This window comes from Enterococcus sp. PLH-Efm8 (genome assembly GCF_053011625.1).
Map to the genome: position 1 here is coordinate 58,810 of NZ_CP172569.1, position 13,814 is coordinate 72,623.

Annotated in this window: 15 protein-coding genes; 10 read left to right on the forward strand and 5 right to left on the reverse strand. The window is 36.1% G+C overall.

Annotated features, from left to right (window positions below):
* Window positions 1-48: 48 nt before the first annotated feature.
* The 10 genes from ACIFUW_RS14175 to ACIFUW_RS14220 all read left to right on the forward strand — a co-directional run bounded on the left by ACIFUW_RS14175 (window position 49) and on the right by ACIFUW_RS14220 (window position 8,095).
* Window positions 49-465: a PTS sugar transporter subunit IIA gene (locus tag ACIFUW_RS14175; RefSeq protein ID WP_002298377.1), complete on the forward strand. Its 417-nt coding sequence runs from the start codon at window positions 49-51 to the stop codon at window positions 463-465.
* Window positions 462-932: a PTS sugar transporter subunit IIB gene (locus tag ACIFUW_RS14180; protein ID WP_002298375.1), complete on the forward strand. Its 471-nt coding sequence runs from the start codon at window positions 462-464 to the stop codon at window positions 930-932. Before ACIFUW_RS14175 ends, ACIFUW_RS14180 begins: the two co-directional genes overlap by 4 nt.
* Before the next feature lie 13 nt (window positions 933-945).
* On the forward strand, window positions 946-1,719 hold the full coding sequence (locus tag ACIFUW_RS14185) for a PTS mannose/fructose/sorbose/N-acetylgalactosamine transporter subunit IIC (RefSeq protein WP_010729805.1): 774 nt from the start codon (window positions 946-948) through the stop codon (window positions 1,717-1,719).
* Window positions 1,720-1,732: 13 nt separating this feature from the next.
* On the forward strand, window positions 1,733-2,545 hold the full coding sequence (locus ACIFUW_RS14190) for a PTS system mannose/fructose/sorbose family transporter subunit IID (protein ID WP_002298371.1): 813 nt from the start codon (window positions 1,733-1,735) through the stop codon (window positions 2,543-2,545).
* 53 nt (window positions 2,546-2,598) lie between these two features.
* Complete coding sequence (locus tag ACIFUW_RS14195) at window positions 2,599-3,564, forward strand: SIS domain-containing protein (RefSeq protein WP_002322451.1); 966 nt, start codon at window positions 2,599-2,601, stop codon at window positions 3,562-3,564.
* A 136-nt stretch (window positions 3,565-3,700) separates the two neighbouring features.
* The gene (locus ACIFUW_RS14200) at window positions 3,701-6,424 is read left to right on the forward strand and encodes a sigma 54-interacting transcriptional regulator (RefSeq protein WP_010729806.1); all 2,724 of its coding nucleotides are present in this window, start codon (window positions 3,701-3,703) and stop codon (window positions 6,422-6,424) included.
* A 12-nt stretch (window positions 6,425-6,436) separates the two neighbouring features.
* On the forward strand, window positions 6,437-7,069 hold the full coding sequence (locus ACIFUW_RS14205; protein ID WP_010729807.1) for an HAD family hydrolase: 633 nt from the start codon (window positions 6,437-6,439) through the stop codon (window positions 7,067-7,069).
* A gap of 207 nt (window positions 7,070-7,276) precedes the next feature.
* Window positions 7,277-7,501 (forward strand): ADP-ribosylglycohydrolase family protein, encoded by a 225-nt coding sequence (locus ACIFUW_RS14210; RefSeq protein ID WP_016922343.1) that lies wholly within the window; start codon window positions 7,277-7,279, stop codon window positions 7,499-7,501.
* 101 nt (window positions 7,502-7,602) lie between these two features.
* Window positions 7,603-7,836, forward strand: coding sequence for a type II toxin-antitoxin system RelB family antitoxin (gene relB / locus ACIFUW_RS14215; RefSeq protein WP_002389877.1), 234 nt, complete (start codon window positions 7,603-7,605; stop codon window positions 7,834-7,836).
* A complete protein-coding gene (locus tag ACIFUW_RS14220) occupies window positions 7,826-8,095 on the forward strand; it encodes a type II toxin-antitoxin system RelE family toxin (RefSeq protein WP_002389879.1) in 270 nt (89 codons plus the stop codon). The genes relB and ACIFUW_RS14220 overlap by 11 nt, the downstream gene beginning before the upstream one ends.
* 179 nt (window positions 8,096-8,274) lie before the next feature.
* On the opposite strand, the gene ACIFUW_RS14225 is transcribed toward ACIFUW_RS14220, so the two are convergent.
* The 5 genes from ACIFUW_RS14225 to ACIFUW_RS14245 form a co-directional block, all read right to left on the reverse strand.
* Window positions 8,275-9,576 carry an ISL3 family transposase gene (locus ACIFUW_RS14225; RefSeq protein WP_002302440.1) on the reverse strand — a complete coding sequence of 434 codons (1,302 nt, stop codon included), beginning with the start codon at window positions 9,574-9,576 and terminating at the stop codon, window positions 8,275-8,277.
* 228 nt (window positions 9,577-9,804) lie between these two features.
* The gene (tnpC, locus tag ACIFUW_RS14230; protein ID WP_002296127.1) at window positions 9,805-11,352 is read right to left on the reverse strand and encodes an IS66 family transposase; all 1,548 of its coding nucleotides are present in this window, start codon (window positions 11,350-11,352) and stop codon (window positions 9,805-9,807) included.
* 101 nt (window positions 11,353-11,453) lie between these two features.
* Window positions 11,454-11,807: an IS66 family insertion sequence element accessory protein TnpB gene (gene tnpB / locus ACIFUW_RS14235; RefSeq protein WP_002287659.1), complete on the reverse strand. Its 354-nt coding sequence runs from the start codon at window positions 11,805-11,807 to the stop codon at window positions 11,454-11,456.
* A complete protein-coding gene (locus ACIFUW_RS14240; RefSeq protein WP_002285758.1) occupies window positions 11,797-11,991 on the reverse strand; it encodes a hypothetical protein in 195 nt (64 codons plus the stop codon). Before ACIFUW_RS14240 ends, tnpB begins: the two co-directional genes overlap by 11 nt.
* A 78-nt stretch (window positions 11,992-12,069) precedes the next feature.
* Complete coding sequence (locus ACIFUW_RS14245; RefSeq protein ID WP_010729749.1) at window positions 12,070-13,362, reverse strand: ISL3 family transposase; 1,293 nt, start codon at window positions 13,360-13,362, stop codon at window positions 12,070-12,072.
* Between the last annotated feature and the right edge of the window lie 452 nt (window positions 13,363-13,814).

Genomic DNA, 13,814 nt, shown 5'->3' on the forward strand with positions numbered 1-13,814 from the left:
TGGCACGCATCTTGCTTATAGAAAAGCGTAAGGATAGGAGGAATGAAAATGGCAACTATAATTCTTGCCAGCCATGGGGAATTTGCTCAAGGATTAAAGCAAACAGCGACAATGATTATTGGAGATAGTGTACCAATTCATGCCTTGTCAGCATTTAGAGATGAAGATGAATCTATTTTGGTACAAATAAAAAAACTTTTAGCCACAATAGATATAGAAGAAACCTACATTTTAACTGATATTCTAGGTGGTAGTGTGAATAATGATATGCTCACTATTATTAAAGAGTATGAGGGATTGCAATTAATTACTGGAATGAACTTACCTTTAGTTATTTCTATTGCAACCTATAATGGAAAAATTGGGGAAAGTGAGCTAGAAAAGCTTATTAAAGAGAGTCAACAATCAGTGATTGATTGTAGAAAATTATTAGTAGAACAACTTACTGGAGGAGATGACCTATGATTAAGTTAGTACGTATTGACCATCGTTTGTTGCACGGACAGGTAGTATTTTCTTGGAGTAAATCATTAAATATCAATCGTATTATTATTGCCAATAAAGAGGCAGCGAATGATGAATTCAAAAAAATGTCTTTGAATTTATCTAAACCGACTGGCATTAAATTAACAATTTTTTCAGTTGAACAGTTACTAGAAAAAATGCCTAAAATCGAAACACTTAACGAAAATATCATGCTTATTTTTGGTAATACAAAAGAAATTCGTCAATTTTGTGAAGCCTATCCTAAAGTACAAGAAATCAACTATGGAGGGATAATCAAAAAAGAAGGTTCCAAGCAATTTAGTAATGCCATTTTCTTGAATGAATCTGAGCAAGAAGATGCCAAAAAATTAAAAGCTCTTGGCATTAAACAATTTATTCAACAGGTACCAACTTCTAAAAAAGAAGATTTGAATACAATGTTATAAAGGAGGAATGAAAATGCTCGTTCAGTCAATTGGTTTAGGGTTAATCGGTGTTTTTTGTATTTTAGACTCAAGGCTTTTAGGAAGAATGAATTTTGAACGACCGTTGATTGTCAGTACGCTTGTTGGTTTGGTACTTGGAGACATGGAAAAAGGATTAATTGTTGGAGCCTCTTTGGAATTGATGTCCTTAGGATTAGTAAATATCGGAGCTGCTTCACCACCTGATATGAATATGGCATCAATTATTGCTACAGCCTTTGCCATTTTATCAAATGCGAATGCAGAAGCAGCATTAACGATTGCCATTCCAATTTCAGTGTTAGGTCAAATACTAGGTATCTTAATGCGGACGATTTTGTCAAATTTGACTCACGTTGCGGATCGCTTTATCGAACAAGGAAAATTTAGCCAAGCAAGGAGAATTCATATACTTTATGGCTCGGGATTATATGCTCTCATGTATTTTATTCCTATTTTTCTAGCAATTTATTTTGGAACGAATCTTGTTTCTCAGATTGTTGATGCGATTCCTGAGTGGCTAACAAATGGCTTAACGGTTGCAAGTAAAATTTTACCAGCATATGGGTTTGCGTTGTTATTACAAACGATGTTAACGAAAAAAATGGTGCCATTTTTATTACTTGGATTTTTAATTACTGCTTATTCTGGATTGGGAATCATTGGTATTGCAGCCTTCGCATGTATTGTTGCGTTTGTCATGGTTCAAGTTCAAGGTAAAAACTCAAATGGTAACCAAAATGAGCCAGATCCATTAGATGACTTATAAGGAGGTAGATTAAGTGAAAGAGAAAGATCAAAATGCATGGAAATATCGGCAGTTCTTATGGCGTTCATGGGCAATTCAAGCCTCATGGAACTATGAACGACAAATGAACATGGGTTTTATGTACGGAATTGCACCAATTCTAGATAACATTTACAAGAATCCAGAAGATGAAGCAATGAAGAAAGAAGCTTACGAGCGGCATATGATGTACTACAACTGTACCCCTCAAACAAGTGCATTTGTGTTAGGGTTAACTGCTTCTATGGAGGAGCAATACTACGAAGACCAAGAAAACTTTAATCCGGAATCAATCAGTGCAGTGAAGACTTCTCTGATGGGACCGCTATCTGGTGTTGGTGATTCTTTCTTTCAAGGAACGATTCGGGTATTAGCCTTTGGACTAGGAATTAATTTAGCCCAACAAGGTAGTATTTTAGGTCCAATTCTAGCAATGTTAATTTCCTTTGTACCTTCCTTTTTAGTTACTTACTATGGTGGGAAAATTGGCTATAACATGGGGAATAAATACTTGTCTAAACTGTATCAAGAAGGTTTGATGGATAAAGTAATGTATGTTTGCTCCATTGTGGGGTTGATGGTCATTGGTTCGATGATTGCCAGCATGATCGGGATTACAACACCAATTCAAATGGGTAAAGCTTTTGTCTTACAAGATGTATTAGATAGTATTATGCCACAATTTTTACCATTAGGATTAACCTTCTTCATGTACTGGTTATTGCAGAAAAAGGTCAAAACAGGATGGATGTTGGCAATCTGTTTAGTCGGAGGAATTATTTTTAGTTTGTTAGGTATCTTACAATAAGGGAATAACCAATAAATTTGGTTGAATAATATAAATAAGGAGGAATTCAATTGATGAATTCAAAAGAAATTGTTAAAGAAATCGTAGCGAAAAAAGAGGTAAAATCAATCGTATTTGTTGGCTGTGGCGCTTCAAAAGCGGACCTTTATCCTGCAAAGTATTTTCTAGACCAAAATGCGAAGCAGTTACGGATTAGTCATTACACAGCCAGCGAATTTAACTATGCAACACCAGCATCTGTAGATGAGTCAACTGTCGTTATTTCAGCTTCTTTAGGAGGTACGACTCCAGAAACAGTTGAAGCTAACGCAGTAGCTAAAGAAAAAGGTGCTACAGTTATTAGTCTAACACGAAGCATTGACTCACCGTTAACAAAAGATGCAGATTATGTAATTTATCATCGATTTGCAGAGAACTATGCTGCTAAATTAGAAAAAACAGGCTACTGTTTAGAATTGGCAGTAGAACTTTTACATCAAGTAGAAGGTTATGACCATTATGAAGCAATGCAAGAAGGATTTGCTACTATCTATGATCTTGCCCAAAAAAGTGCAGAATCAGCTCGTAAAGATGCGAAGAAATTTGCTGAACGCTTTAAAGATGAAAAAGTTATTTATGTAATGAGTAGTGGTGCTACACATGAAGTAGCATACTCAACATCAATTTGCTTGATGATGGAAATGCAATGGATTAATTCTGGTACCTTCCATTCAGGAGAATTTTTCCACGGACCATTCGAAATTGTGGATAAAGACGTACCGTTTATATTATTAATGAATGATGGAAAAACTAGAAATATAGATGCTCGAGCATTAACTTTCCTTGAACGCTTTGATACGAAAACAGAAGTTGTAGATGCCTTGGATTATGGCTTGTCTTCACATATTGCTAAAGAAGTCTTAGACTACTTTAACCCATTCGTGATTACTGCAGTATTTAGAGTTTATGCAGAAGAATTGTCAGAAGCAAGAGAACATCCATTAACTAAGAGACGTTATATGTGGAAACTAACTTATTAAAAAATAGATCAAACTAAATAAGGTGGCTTGAGAAATTAAGCCACCTTGTTTTCTTCAATGTGATTTTATACATATGGTAAAATAACTAGTACATATGGTAAAATAACTAGTACATATTGTGAAAGCAGGTGGCAAGATGCAGCGATTAAATGACTATCTTTATCAACTAACATTGCTTTTGAAATCTACGCCTTCAGATAATTATTCAGCTCGCAGTATTTCGCAAGCTCTACAGTTGAATAGAAGTACAATCAGTAGCTACTTAAATGAAGGTGTTCGTGAAGGGCTTTTCATAAAAGTAAAAAGTTACCCGGTTTTATTTTTACATAGAACAGCTCTTGAAGAACTACATATCACACTGAATAACTCCGAAATAGAATCAATTGAAAGCTTGTTAACAATTTCTCAAAAACCCGCATTAGATCAAGTAATTGGCTCTAAAGGAAGTTTGAAAGAAGCAATTGATCAAATTAAAACGGCAGTCTTATATCCTGGAAAAGGGTTGCCTTTATTATTGATCGGCGCTAGTGGATCAGGGAAAACCTTTCTAGCGAATAAAATATATGAATATGCAGTAGAAGAAAAGGTCATTCACACATCGGCACCTTTCATAGATTATAATTGTGCACAATATGTGAGCAATCCAGAGTTACTATCCTCTGCTTTATTTGGCTACACGAAAGGAGCATTTACCGGAGCAAGCCAGGAGCATACTGGTTTGCTAGAAAAAGCCGATGGAGGAGTATTGTTTTTAGATGAAGTGCATCGCTTATCTGAAGAAGGGCAAGAGAAATTATTTACATTTATGGATACGGGTGAATTCTCTCCTATGGGGGATAATAGTATTCGGAAAAAAGCCGATGTTCGATTAGTCTTTGCAACAACAGAAAATATATATACGACTTTCTTACCAACTTTTCTTAGGAGATTGCCAGTTATTGTTAATCTACCTAGATTTCAACAACGTCCGTCGTTTGAACGTCTGTCATTGATTGATGAATTTTTTGTTTCTGAGAGCCAAATTTTAGCTAAGGAACTATCTGTTTCTGATGCATTGATTCATTTCTTAATGAATAGTGATTTTGAAGGTAACGTGGGGAATATTAAAAATATTATCAAGTATGCTTGCGGAAACGCATATATCCACCAGAAGAGTCAGCAAACAATTCAAGTTAAATTATTGGATATGCCTTTAGAGTACAGTTATAAATTCAAGGAGCAACTAAATAAACCCAGAAAGAAAAGAGCAGATCGAATCTACTATCCAGAAGAAACACGACAAGTGCAACTAGAAAGAAACAATCAGCTTTTTGTTCAATTTTTTGACCAATTACTTACTGGATTCTCTGAAGTGATTGAAAATAACAAGGATATTAAACTATTTTTAGAAGAAATGGTTACCAAGGTAACACAAGTAATGGATACGCTTATTTTTCAAGAGGATTACGAAAAAGAGCAGTCTTTATACGCCATTCTAAACTATCATATTCGTCAAAGTATTGATTTTATGCGAGAAAGCTACGGGTTTGAACAAGATGGTAACCGGGTAGTCGCTTTGGCCAACTATCTATATGTCAAGGATAATCAAGTGATTTTTGAAAATAGTCTTCAAGAAAAGAAAACCAAAGATCAGCTTAACGAATTTTTTGCTAATGTTCTTGAAACCCCTTATTGGTATGCAAAAAAAATCTTAAGCCTTTTATCTGAGTGTTTAGATCAACCTGTGTATGAAGAGGACATTTTCTTTATTACGCTATATTTTTATAGTTTGAATGTCACGAATGTTAAAACAGGTATTAAGAGTATTGTGCTAGCTCATGGTTATTCTACAGCTAGTAGTATGGCGAATGTTGCCAACCGTATGCTGAATAAGAACGTTTTTCAAGCTTATGATATGCCTTTAGATATTACATTAGAGAAAATTGAAGCAAAATTGATTCAATTCCTTGGAGATTATCGAACAGATTCAGGCTTGATTTTATTGGTAGATATGGGTTCACTAAACCAACTAGGCGGTTTATTAGTGAATCATCTAAATGGACCACTGTTAATCATTGATCATATCAATACACCGTTATTATTGGAAGTCGGCCAACAAGTATTAAACAATAAAAGTATCACCGAAATAGGAGCAGAAATTGAAACAAGTCTTACTTTCAAAAAGCAGTTACTACTTCCCAAGAAAAAGAAAAAGAAAGCCATCATTACTTGTTGTTATACAGGGATTGGTAGTGCGACCCAGATTCAGGAGATTTTAACGAAATGCTTGAAAGATGCAGTTAGAGAATTAGTAATTATTCCGTATGATTACAAAAAGCTGTTAGAAAACAAGAATTTTGAGACTCCTTTTCAATTATACGATGTCATCATGATTGTAGGTACAGAAGATCCCAAAATTAATCAGATTCCATATATTGGATTAGATCGCCTGATTAATGGGGGAAGCATTGGCGAATTTGTTCATTACTTGGAAAAAGAGCTGACTATTGAAGTGAACGATTTACAAAAAGAATTAATTTTCAATTTTTCAATTAGTAAAATTGTCGAAAATTTAACCATTTTGGATCCAGATAAGGTGCTATCTTTTGTACAAAAAGCAATTAAAGAATTATCGAAGTTATTAAATTTTGATTTTTCTAATAATCAGCTGTTTTTGTTGTACCTTCACTGTAGTTGTATGATTGAACGAATTGTACGTAAAGAAAGTGTGGATGAGCAAGAGGACATTGAAGAATATATGCAAGCAAATGGAGAAATAATGGATAAAATTCATAGCGCTTTTTTTGAGATTGAAAGGGAATACACAATTGAAATACCAGATTTAGAGTTGCGATTATTGAGCGATATTGTTCAAGGATAGGAGTGAATTCGAATGACAATGGGAGTAATTTTTGATATGGATGGGGTACTCATAGATAGCGAGACATTTTATTTTGAGAGAAGAATGAACTTCTTTCAAGAACTGGAGATAGATCCAGGATCAAACCAGATTGATGATTATGTGGGGAAAACAGAAGCTGCAATATGGGAAACATTAGTTCCTGAGGACAAATCATTAAGAGAGGAACTTTATCCGAAATATGTAGATTATCGAAAAACGCATCCAATTGATTTCGCTAAAGCTTTACGAAAAGAAGTGAAACCGTTACTTGACTTCCTCAAGAAGCGGGATATACCATTGGCACTGGCATCTTCTTCTCCAGCTGTCGAGATAGAGAGTATGCTCATTCAATGTGAACTTACTGAATATTTTTCCTTTGTTATAAGTGGTGAGTCATTAAAACAAAGCAAACCACATCCCGAAATATATTTAAAAGCGAAACAGCAATTAGACTGTGACTTCTTTATTGCAGTAGAGGATTCAACGATTGGTATTAAATCAGCAAAGGCAGCAAATATCTATACGGCGGCACTAAAACAACCAATGCAAATCGATCAGAGTGAAGCAGACATACAAATTGAAAGTCTACAAGAACTGGAACAAATTGTTTTAGAAAAAGGTTAGTGAATTAATGGAAATAAGGCTATATATCTGTGCTAGCTATTTTGACTAACCAAAAAAACTTGCTATAATTCAGGTGTAGTAAAAGGTGCTGGTAACACCTTTTACGAAAATGCTTCGGCAGTGATAATGGGATTGGCTTTTTAAGTTTTTTATTTTGTTCGCAATCCCTAAGGTCATGTGAATGATCCTAGGGATTGCTAGAATATTTTGCAACAGAACCAAAATACGAATAGTTATCAAGCAGCCATATTGACTGCGGTCAATTTAGGAGGGGATACTGATACTACTGCTGCCGTAACTGGTGCTCTTGCGGGTATTCTTTACGGGGGTGAAGTGATCCCTGAAAATTGGAGAAAATCGCTTCAAAATGACCAGCTTCTTAAAACGATCAGTCAGAGATTTTGCGATACCGTGCTATCTCAAAGAATTTGAATAATGGATATGATGCAAATCTTGTTTGTACTAACGTTGTATTGACAAAAAGGATTTTATTTAGTACAATGTTAGTACAAATGATGAACGGAGGTAGAATCATGTCTCAATCAACCATTACATTTAGGATTCCCGACGATGAAAAAGAACTGGTATTAGAATATGCAAAAGCACACAATTCTTCATTGACCGAACTTTATCGAAATGCTGTACTGGATAAAATCGAAGATGAAATCGATCTACGGACTTTACGGAGTGCAATTGAAGTTTCCAAAGAGAAAAAAGAGAGTGGTATTTCTCAAGAGGAAATGGAGAAACTGCTAAATGAATTATAAAGTCATCTACATGCCGCAAGCCCAGAAGCAATTAAAAAAAATGGACAGAAACCAAGCTAAAATAATTGTCGCCTGGATCAGAAAGAATTTAGAAAACACGACTGACCCGCGTCAGCACGGAAAAGGTTTGACTGGAAATAAGAGTGGGGAATGGCGCTATCGAATTGGAAACTATCGAATATTGGCTAATATTTGTGATTCTGAAATTGAAATCCAGATATTCTCAATTGGACATAGAAGTACAATATATAAAAGATAACCGTTTTTGGAACGAAGTAGAGTTTCGAAAGTCAATGTATAATCTTTTGAATTTTGCATAATACCACAGGTAGAAACTACCCGATACTATCGGTTGGTTTCTGCTTTTTTTATGGCTCTTTGTCAAATAGGACTGATAGAGTGAGATAAGAACATCTAAGGTAGAATTCCTTTTCTACTTTAGATGTTTTTTGATTCATAGGTAATCAGATTATTTAGTAAGAAAATTCTGGTCTTCATTTTCCGAAAGCTTCGAAAGCCATAAGCGACTCGTTTCAATGCTTTGATGTGGGTATGCAGATTTTCTATTTTGGCATTTGAATAAGGCAATTCGAGGGCTAAACGAATGCCGGATTCATAGTTTATAAAAGCTTTTTTTATAGAATGCAGTTCTTTTGGAACGGAATTGGGCATCGTTCTTACAAGTTTAAAGAAAGTGTCCGCCTCTTTGTCGTGAAACGCTTGAAGAATTTCTTGATAGTAAAAATAGGCGATTCGTAATTCGTCAGAGATCGAAAGCAGACGATCCACCACTTCACTTTCGGTGAGATACGCCCAACCAAAATTGCGCCATTTGGTCCATTTGTCATAAACAAGCTTGTCCTGTCGTTTGATCAGAAGCCGAGACAACGCCTTTAATTGTCGATAATATTTGGCTTGTGTTGGATCGTTTCGATCAAAGCTTTTCATGATTCGTACGCGAATATCCTCAAATTTACGAATGAGATGTTTGACAATGTGAAAACGATCCACAACGAGTTTTGCCTTTGGAAAACATTCCTTTATCAGAGAGGCATAAGAAACATTCATGTCCGTCACGATGACCTTTACCTTCAATCGTGCGCGTCGTTCAAATTGCATAAAATAAGAAACGAGAGCCTTTTTCTTCCGTGAAGGAAGAATATCCAGTAATTTTCCAGTATCGCCATCCATACAAGAAAAGGAGTAGGGACCGACTTGATTTTTCAGTGAACGAAATTCATCCATTAATAAACAACGCGGTAACCAATTTCTTTTTACTTTTGTCATGGGGATCAGAGAAGCGAGTGTCCGAGAAACGGTCGACCAAGAAACGCCGCAATGCTTAGCAATTGTCGTCATTGCTTGTTTTTCAGTTAGCTCTTCTAAAATTTTATAGCGCACTTGTTTAGCGATAAAGCAGTTTCTATCGACAATGTAGGTATTCGCCGTAAAATAGGTGTGGCAGCCACGACAGTGGTAGCGTTGTTTCGCTAAAGCAAGATAAGTCAGTTGGTTCGCACATTTATTAAGTTGAATGAGCGATTTTTTCTTTCCGTTCTTAACGATCATGCCTTCATGATTCATCTGTTTACACAAAGGACAGCGACGAATTTCTTTACTTAACGTCGCAGAAACAACAAGACTCTTGATATTCTTAATGCTCTTCGATTCCACATTTGTGATGAAAATGTTTTTATCTTTGATTCCAAGTAGTAGTTTGATATGATGAAGATCAGGCATACAGAACGCTCCTTTGATTGTGTTGTGGTGATTCAATTCTAACGGAGCTTCTGTATGTTTTGTTTTTTCATGCTCAAAAGGGACCGATAGAATGATTTTCTATCAGTCCTAGAAATTATAGAGCCTTTTTTATTTGGTCTTGAAGAAGAAAAGTAAGCGCCCCATAGAACAGTACCTGTACGTCAAATAACCCGACCTATAGAATAGAATCGGGAATGTTTGGCGTTTTTAGTTACGAGAAAAATGTTGTTGTACATCCTTGTTCCAAGGCAACAGTTGATCTAAAGTTTCTGCTGAAAGTACGGGAAGATTTGGTATCTTATCAAATAGAAACTCTAGATACTTTACAGGATTCAATCCGTTAAGTTCTGCTGTTTTATATACACTCAGAATGATTCCTGAAGTTCGTGCTCCTTCAAGACTTGTGGAATGCAACCAATTTTTCCGTCCTATCACCAGCTCTTTGATATTTCGCTCCGCACGATTATTTGTGAGTTCTAAACGACCATCTTCAAAAATAGGTTCAAAACCACTTCGTAGTTTACACGCATATTGAACGGCTGCATCCAACTTGGATTTTGCAACAGGATCTATCGTTGCCATCCACTCATAAAAAGCAATAAATAATGGACGCAGTTCTTGTTGCCGACAGCTTAATCGCTTCTCAGGAGAAAAGTCTTTCCATTTCTTTTCTAGGACAAACCATTTATCCAATTGTTTGACTGCTTGAGCTGCGGGAATATCCGTGTTTTTCTTTCCTTTTGGAATTGCTTCGAAAAATTTCCGCCGAACATGCGCGAAACAATAGACAAGTCGTACACTTTCCACGGCATTATACCCGCTATAGCCGTCACAGTGTAAATACCCTGTAAACTCCTTGAGAAAAGTTTTCGGAACATCTCCAGCACGACTTTCGTCGTGGTGATAATAAACGATGGGATGCTGACTGTCTTTTCCTGTACAAAACTGCCAGTAATAGGTATCTGTTTTGGCACTTTCAATCACACGATAACTTGTTTCATCCCCGTGTAGAATCTCTTCTTGATTAAGATAGACTCTTAATCGTTCTCCTAAAGGGTCTAACGCGTTTTGCACTGCTTTAATATGCCAATTGGTGATATTATCTCTCGAAATATCCAACCCATGTGTTTGTTTCCAATAGTTCTCTTGCCGATAGGCAGGAACTTTCTGACCAAATTTCATCCGGATCGTTTCCGCCACTAAACTATTGGAACCTAAGCTATTAGAAATCAAAGGTTTAGGAACGATCGCTTTTTTAAAAGAAGAAAGTCCTTCTTTTTCGCAGCTTTTACAACAATAGGTATGTTGATAATGGGTGAGACAATCCAACATAGCCTGATGGAAACGAATTTCTTCTCGTACTTTTGTCCGTCCGATATCTTTCATCTGTGAACCGCAATGTTCACAAAATTGTTCTTCCAAAGGAAGGAGATGTTCTTTCTCTGTTATAGGTAAGTGTTTGATTTTGTCTGCTTTCGTTCCTACAACTCGTTGATGTCCTTTTACTGGAATAATGGTGGCAGCTGCTTCTGGAACACTTACAGAAATTTCTTCATCACTAAAAAGATTCAATTGCCCATTCGTTTCCTCAAAGAGAGTCTCTTTAGAGCGTCCAAATAATTTGTTGGTTAAATAATTGACCTTTTCATTCAATAGTTGGATTTCAGTTGTAAGATTCTGAATGGTTTGTTGTTGTGCTTGATTGGTTTTATGGGCTTCTTGAAGCAACTGAAGCAACGTATCTGTAGTTTCCAAAATTTTTCACCACCTTGAATCGAACTGATTTTGTTACAGAATACCACAAGAAACGCACAAGAAATAGGGGTTCAACACATTTTTTGTGTTAACCCCCCAGCTTAAAAAACTCCTTTTTTTCCTGGCAAAATAGCTCGAGGTTGATCGATACTTAATCCTTCTAACAACCATCGAACCTGTTGGTTCGTTAAGGTTCGAACTTCGTCTTTCGTCCGAGGCCATTTTAACTTGCCGTTTTCTATCCGCTTATAACAGAGAAGAAAACCATCACCGTCCCAATAGAGAAGTTTGAAACGGTCTTGACGGTTCCCGCAAAATAAAAAAACGGCATCTTCGTAAAGCTCGAGTTGATACTCTTGTTGAATAAGACTGGCAAGACCATCAATTCCTTTTCGCAAATCTGTTTTTCCGCACACAATATAAATATGTTTGGTTTGAAGTAAATCATAAAGCATTGGACAACAGTTCTTTCAAAATAGCTTGAAGAATATAATTGTTAATACCGTTATAGATCAAAACTTCAGAACCATTCTCTCTTTTGATGCGCATCGCTAACTTGGCAGCCGCGGGTTTACCTTTTTCTGGTGCACTCTTTTCGTTTCCTAATTGGACAGGAACAATCTCATTTAATTTATACATAGAAGACCTCCAGACTTCTTGATAGCTCAAGTATATCTTGAGGTGCATTTGTTAGTAAGGTACTGTTCTATGGGGCGCTTACGTTAAAAATGTTTTGCTATGACGAATCATAATTCGTAGTTTGAAATTGTAAAAGTTGCGAAAGCCGTACGCATTGCGTTTTAATACTTTGATGTGGTTGTTTAAGCATTCCAATGGTCCGTTTGAATAGCTGTAGTGAAGCGCATTTTGGATCTGTGGCAGAAACTTTTTAAACGTTCGTAAAGTGGTTGTATAGGTTTCTGGCAGACCGCTAATGTCTCTAGTTAAACAATCCTCAAATAGTGACTGATCTCTTTTCTTTACCGCATAAAGAATGTCTTGGTATAACTGATAGCCTTGGCGTAAGTTGGGACAAGCAGCTAACAGTCGATCGGCAATCTCACTTTCAGTCAAATAATCTTTAAAACTGGCACGCCAAACCCGTTTTTCATAGTTTAACTTTGCTTCTTCTTTTTGTAGGAGTTTCCAATAGCGCTTCAATTTTTTCCCTAACCCTCGTTGAGAGTGGGAATTTCCTTTAAGTCGTACCGTGGTTTCTTTCACTCGATGATTCAAGAAAGTTCTGCCAATATGTTGGACGATGTGGAAACGATCGATGATCAACTGAGCATTCGGGAAAAGCTTTTTCACCAACGAAACATAAGGCGCATACATATCAATAACAATCAATTGAACGGCTTCACGAGTCGCTAATGAAAACCGAGAAAAATAGCGTTCTAAATAAGGCAAGCGTCGATTTTCGACAATATCCAATAATGCATGGCTTTGTCCGTCCATCATGATAAAACTCATTGCACTGGCAACACTTCGAACCGATTTGAATTCATCAAAGCATAAGACCTTTGGCAAAGTCTGTTTGAAAGGATTCAATGGGCGGTAGAATCGCTTCATGACACGATAGACCGAAGAAGTGGAAATATTTTTCTGACGAGCGATTTCCGTCATGGAAGTATTCTCTTTTAAGCGAGCAATGACAGACCAACGAACTTTTTGACTAATGAAACAGTGTTTTTCAGCAACAGAGGTATCCGCTACGAATGTTCTTTGGCAAGACTTACATTTAAATCGTTGTTTCTTCAGCTCCAGATAAGTGCGATACTCAGACACATCATTCAGTAACAACCGAACGGTTGTCGTCCCCCAACGAATGATCCTAGAGGGGACGACACAAAGACAATGGGAACACTCTTCTGGCTTGTACAGAAGAGTTCCTTTGTAAATCAAGCAAATTTGCCCTTTGTATTTTTCTTTAGTTAAACAATTTTCCTCGAAATAGATATTTAGGTCTAGAATATTTAGGGTATCTTTGATAAGCTGAGTATGAGACATCTTGAATCCTCCTATGAATTGGTAGCCAAATTAATTCTAAAGGATTTCAGGGTGTCTTTTCTATATTTTTTTTATACAAATAATTCACCAAAAAGGTGAGTAATGCCATTTTTGAAAATTGAGCTTGTTTTATGTCTACATCTGTATCCGTATATAATCCAAAGGATTATAAACTCAGAAGAGTCTTTATTTTTTCTGAATATAACTACTGTATCAAAAACAATCGATTATGAGACAAAACAAAATGACCTCTTTTATTTAAGAAAGGAGGTCATTTTTTGTATCATAAATTGTATTAAAATCAATGTATCACTTTTTAATCAGTTTTAAGACCATAAATTGCGTACTAAAAGAAATTCTGCAATTCAAAATAAAGCATTTTAAGCCATTTTCAAATTTAAGTGCACCCATCTACCCGTCAAATCACTTTATTTTCCACTCCAGTAGTTTCC

What these genes read in the sequence shown, in the direction of transcription:
- ACIFUW_RS14175 (WP_002298377.1), top strand. Translation starts at nt 49, where the DNA reads ATGGCAACTATAATTCTTGCCAGCCATGGGGAATTTGCTCAAGGATTA.
- ACIFUW_RS14180 (WP_002298375.1), top strand. Translation starts at nt 462, where the DNA reads ATGATTAAGTTAGTACGTATTGACCATCGTTTGTTGCACGGACAGGTA.
- ACIFUW_RS14185 (WP_010729805.1), top strand. Translation starts at nt 946, where the DNA reads ATGCTCGTTCAGTCAATTGGTTTAGGGTTAATCGGTGTTTTTTGTATT.
- ACIFUW_RS14195 (WP_002322451.1), top strand. Translation starts at nt 2,599, where the DNA reads ATGAATTCAAAAGAAATTGTTAAAGAAATCGTAGCGAAAAAAGAGGTA.
- ACIFUW_RS14200 (WP_010729806.1), top strand. Translation starts at nt 3,701, where the DNA reads ATGCAGCGATTAAATGACTATCTTTATCAACTAACATTGCTTTTGAAA.
- ACIFUW_RS14205 (WP_010729807.1), top strand. Translation starts at nt 6,437, where the DNA reads ATGACAATGGGAGTAATTTTTGATATGGATGGGGTACTCATAGATAGC.
- relB (WP_002389877.1), top strand. Translation starts at nt 7,603, where the DNA reads ATGTCTCAATCAACCATTACATTTAGGATTCCCGACGATGAAAAAGAA.
- ACIFUW_RS14220 (WP_002389879.1), top strand. Translation starts at nt 7,826, where the DNA reads ATGAATTATAAAGTCATCTACATGCCGCAAGCCCAGAAGCAATTAAAA.
- ACIFUW_RS14225 (WP_002302440.1), bottom strand. Translation starts at nt 9,576, where the DNA reads ATGCCTGATCTTCATCATATCAAACTACTACTTGGAATCAAAGATAAA.
- tnpB (WP_002287659.1), bottom strand. Translation starts at nt 11,807, where the DNA reads ATGCTTTATGATTTACTTCAAACCAAACATATTTATATTGTGTGCGGA.
- ACIFUW_RS14240 (WP_002285758.1), bottom strand. Translation starts at nt 11,991, where the DNA reads ATGTATAAATTAAATGAGATTGTTCCTGTCCAATTAGGAAACGAAAAG.
- ACIFUW_RS14245 (WP_010729749.1), bottom strand. Translation starts at nt 13,362, where the DNA reads ATGTCTCATACTCAGCTTATCAAAGATACCCTAAATATTCTAGACCTA.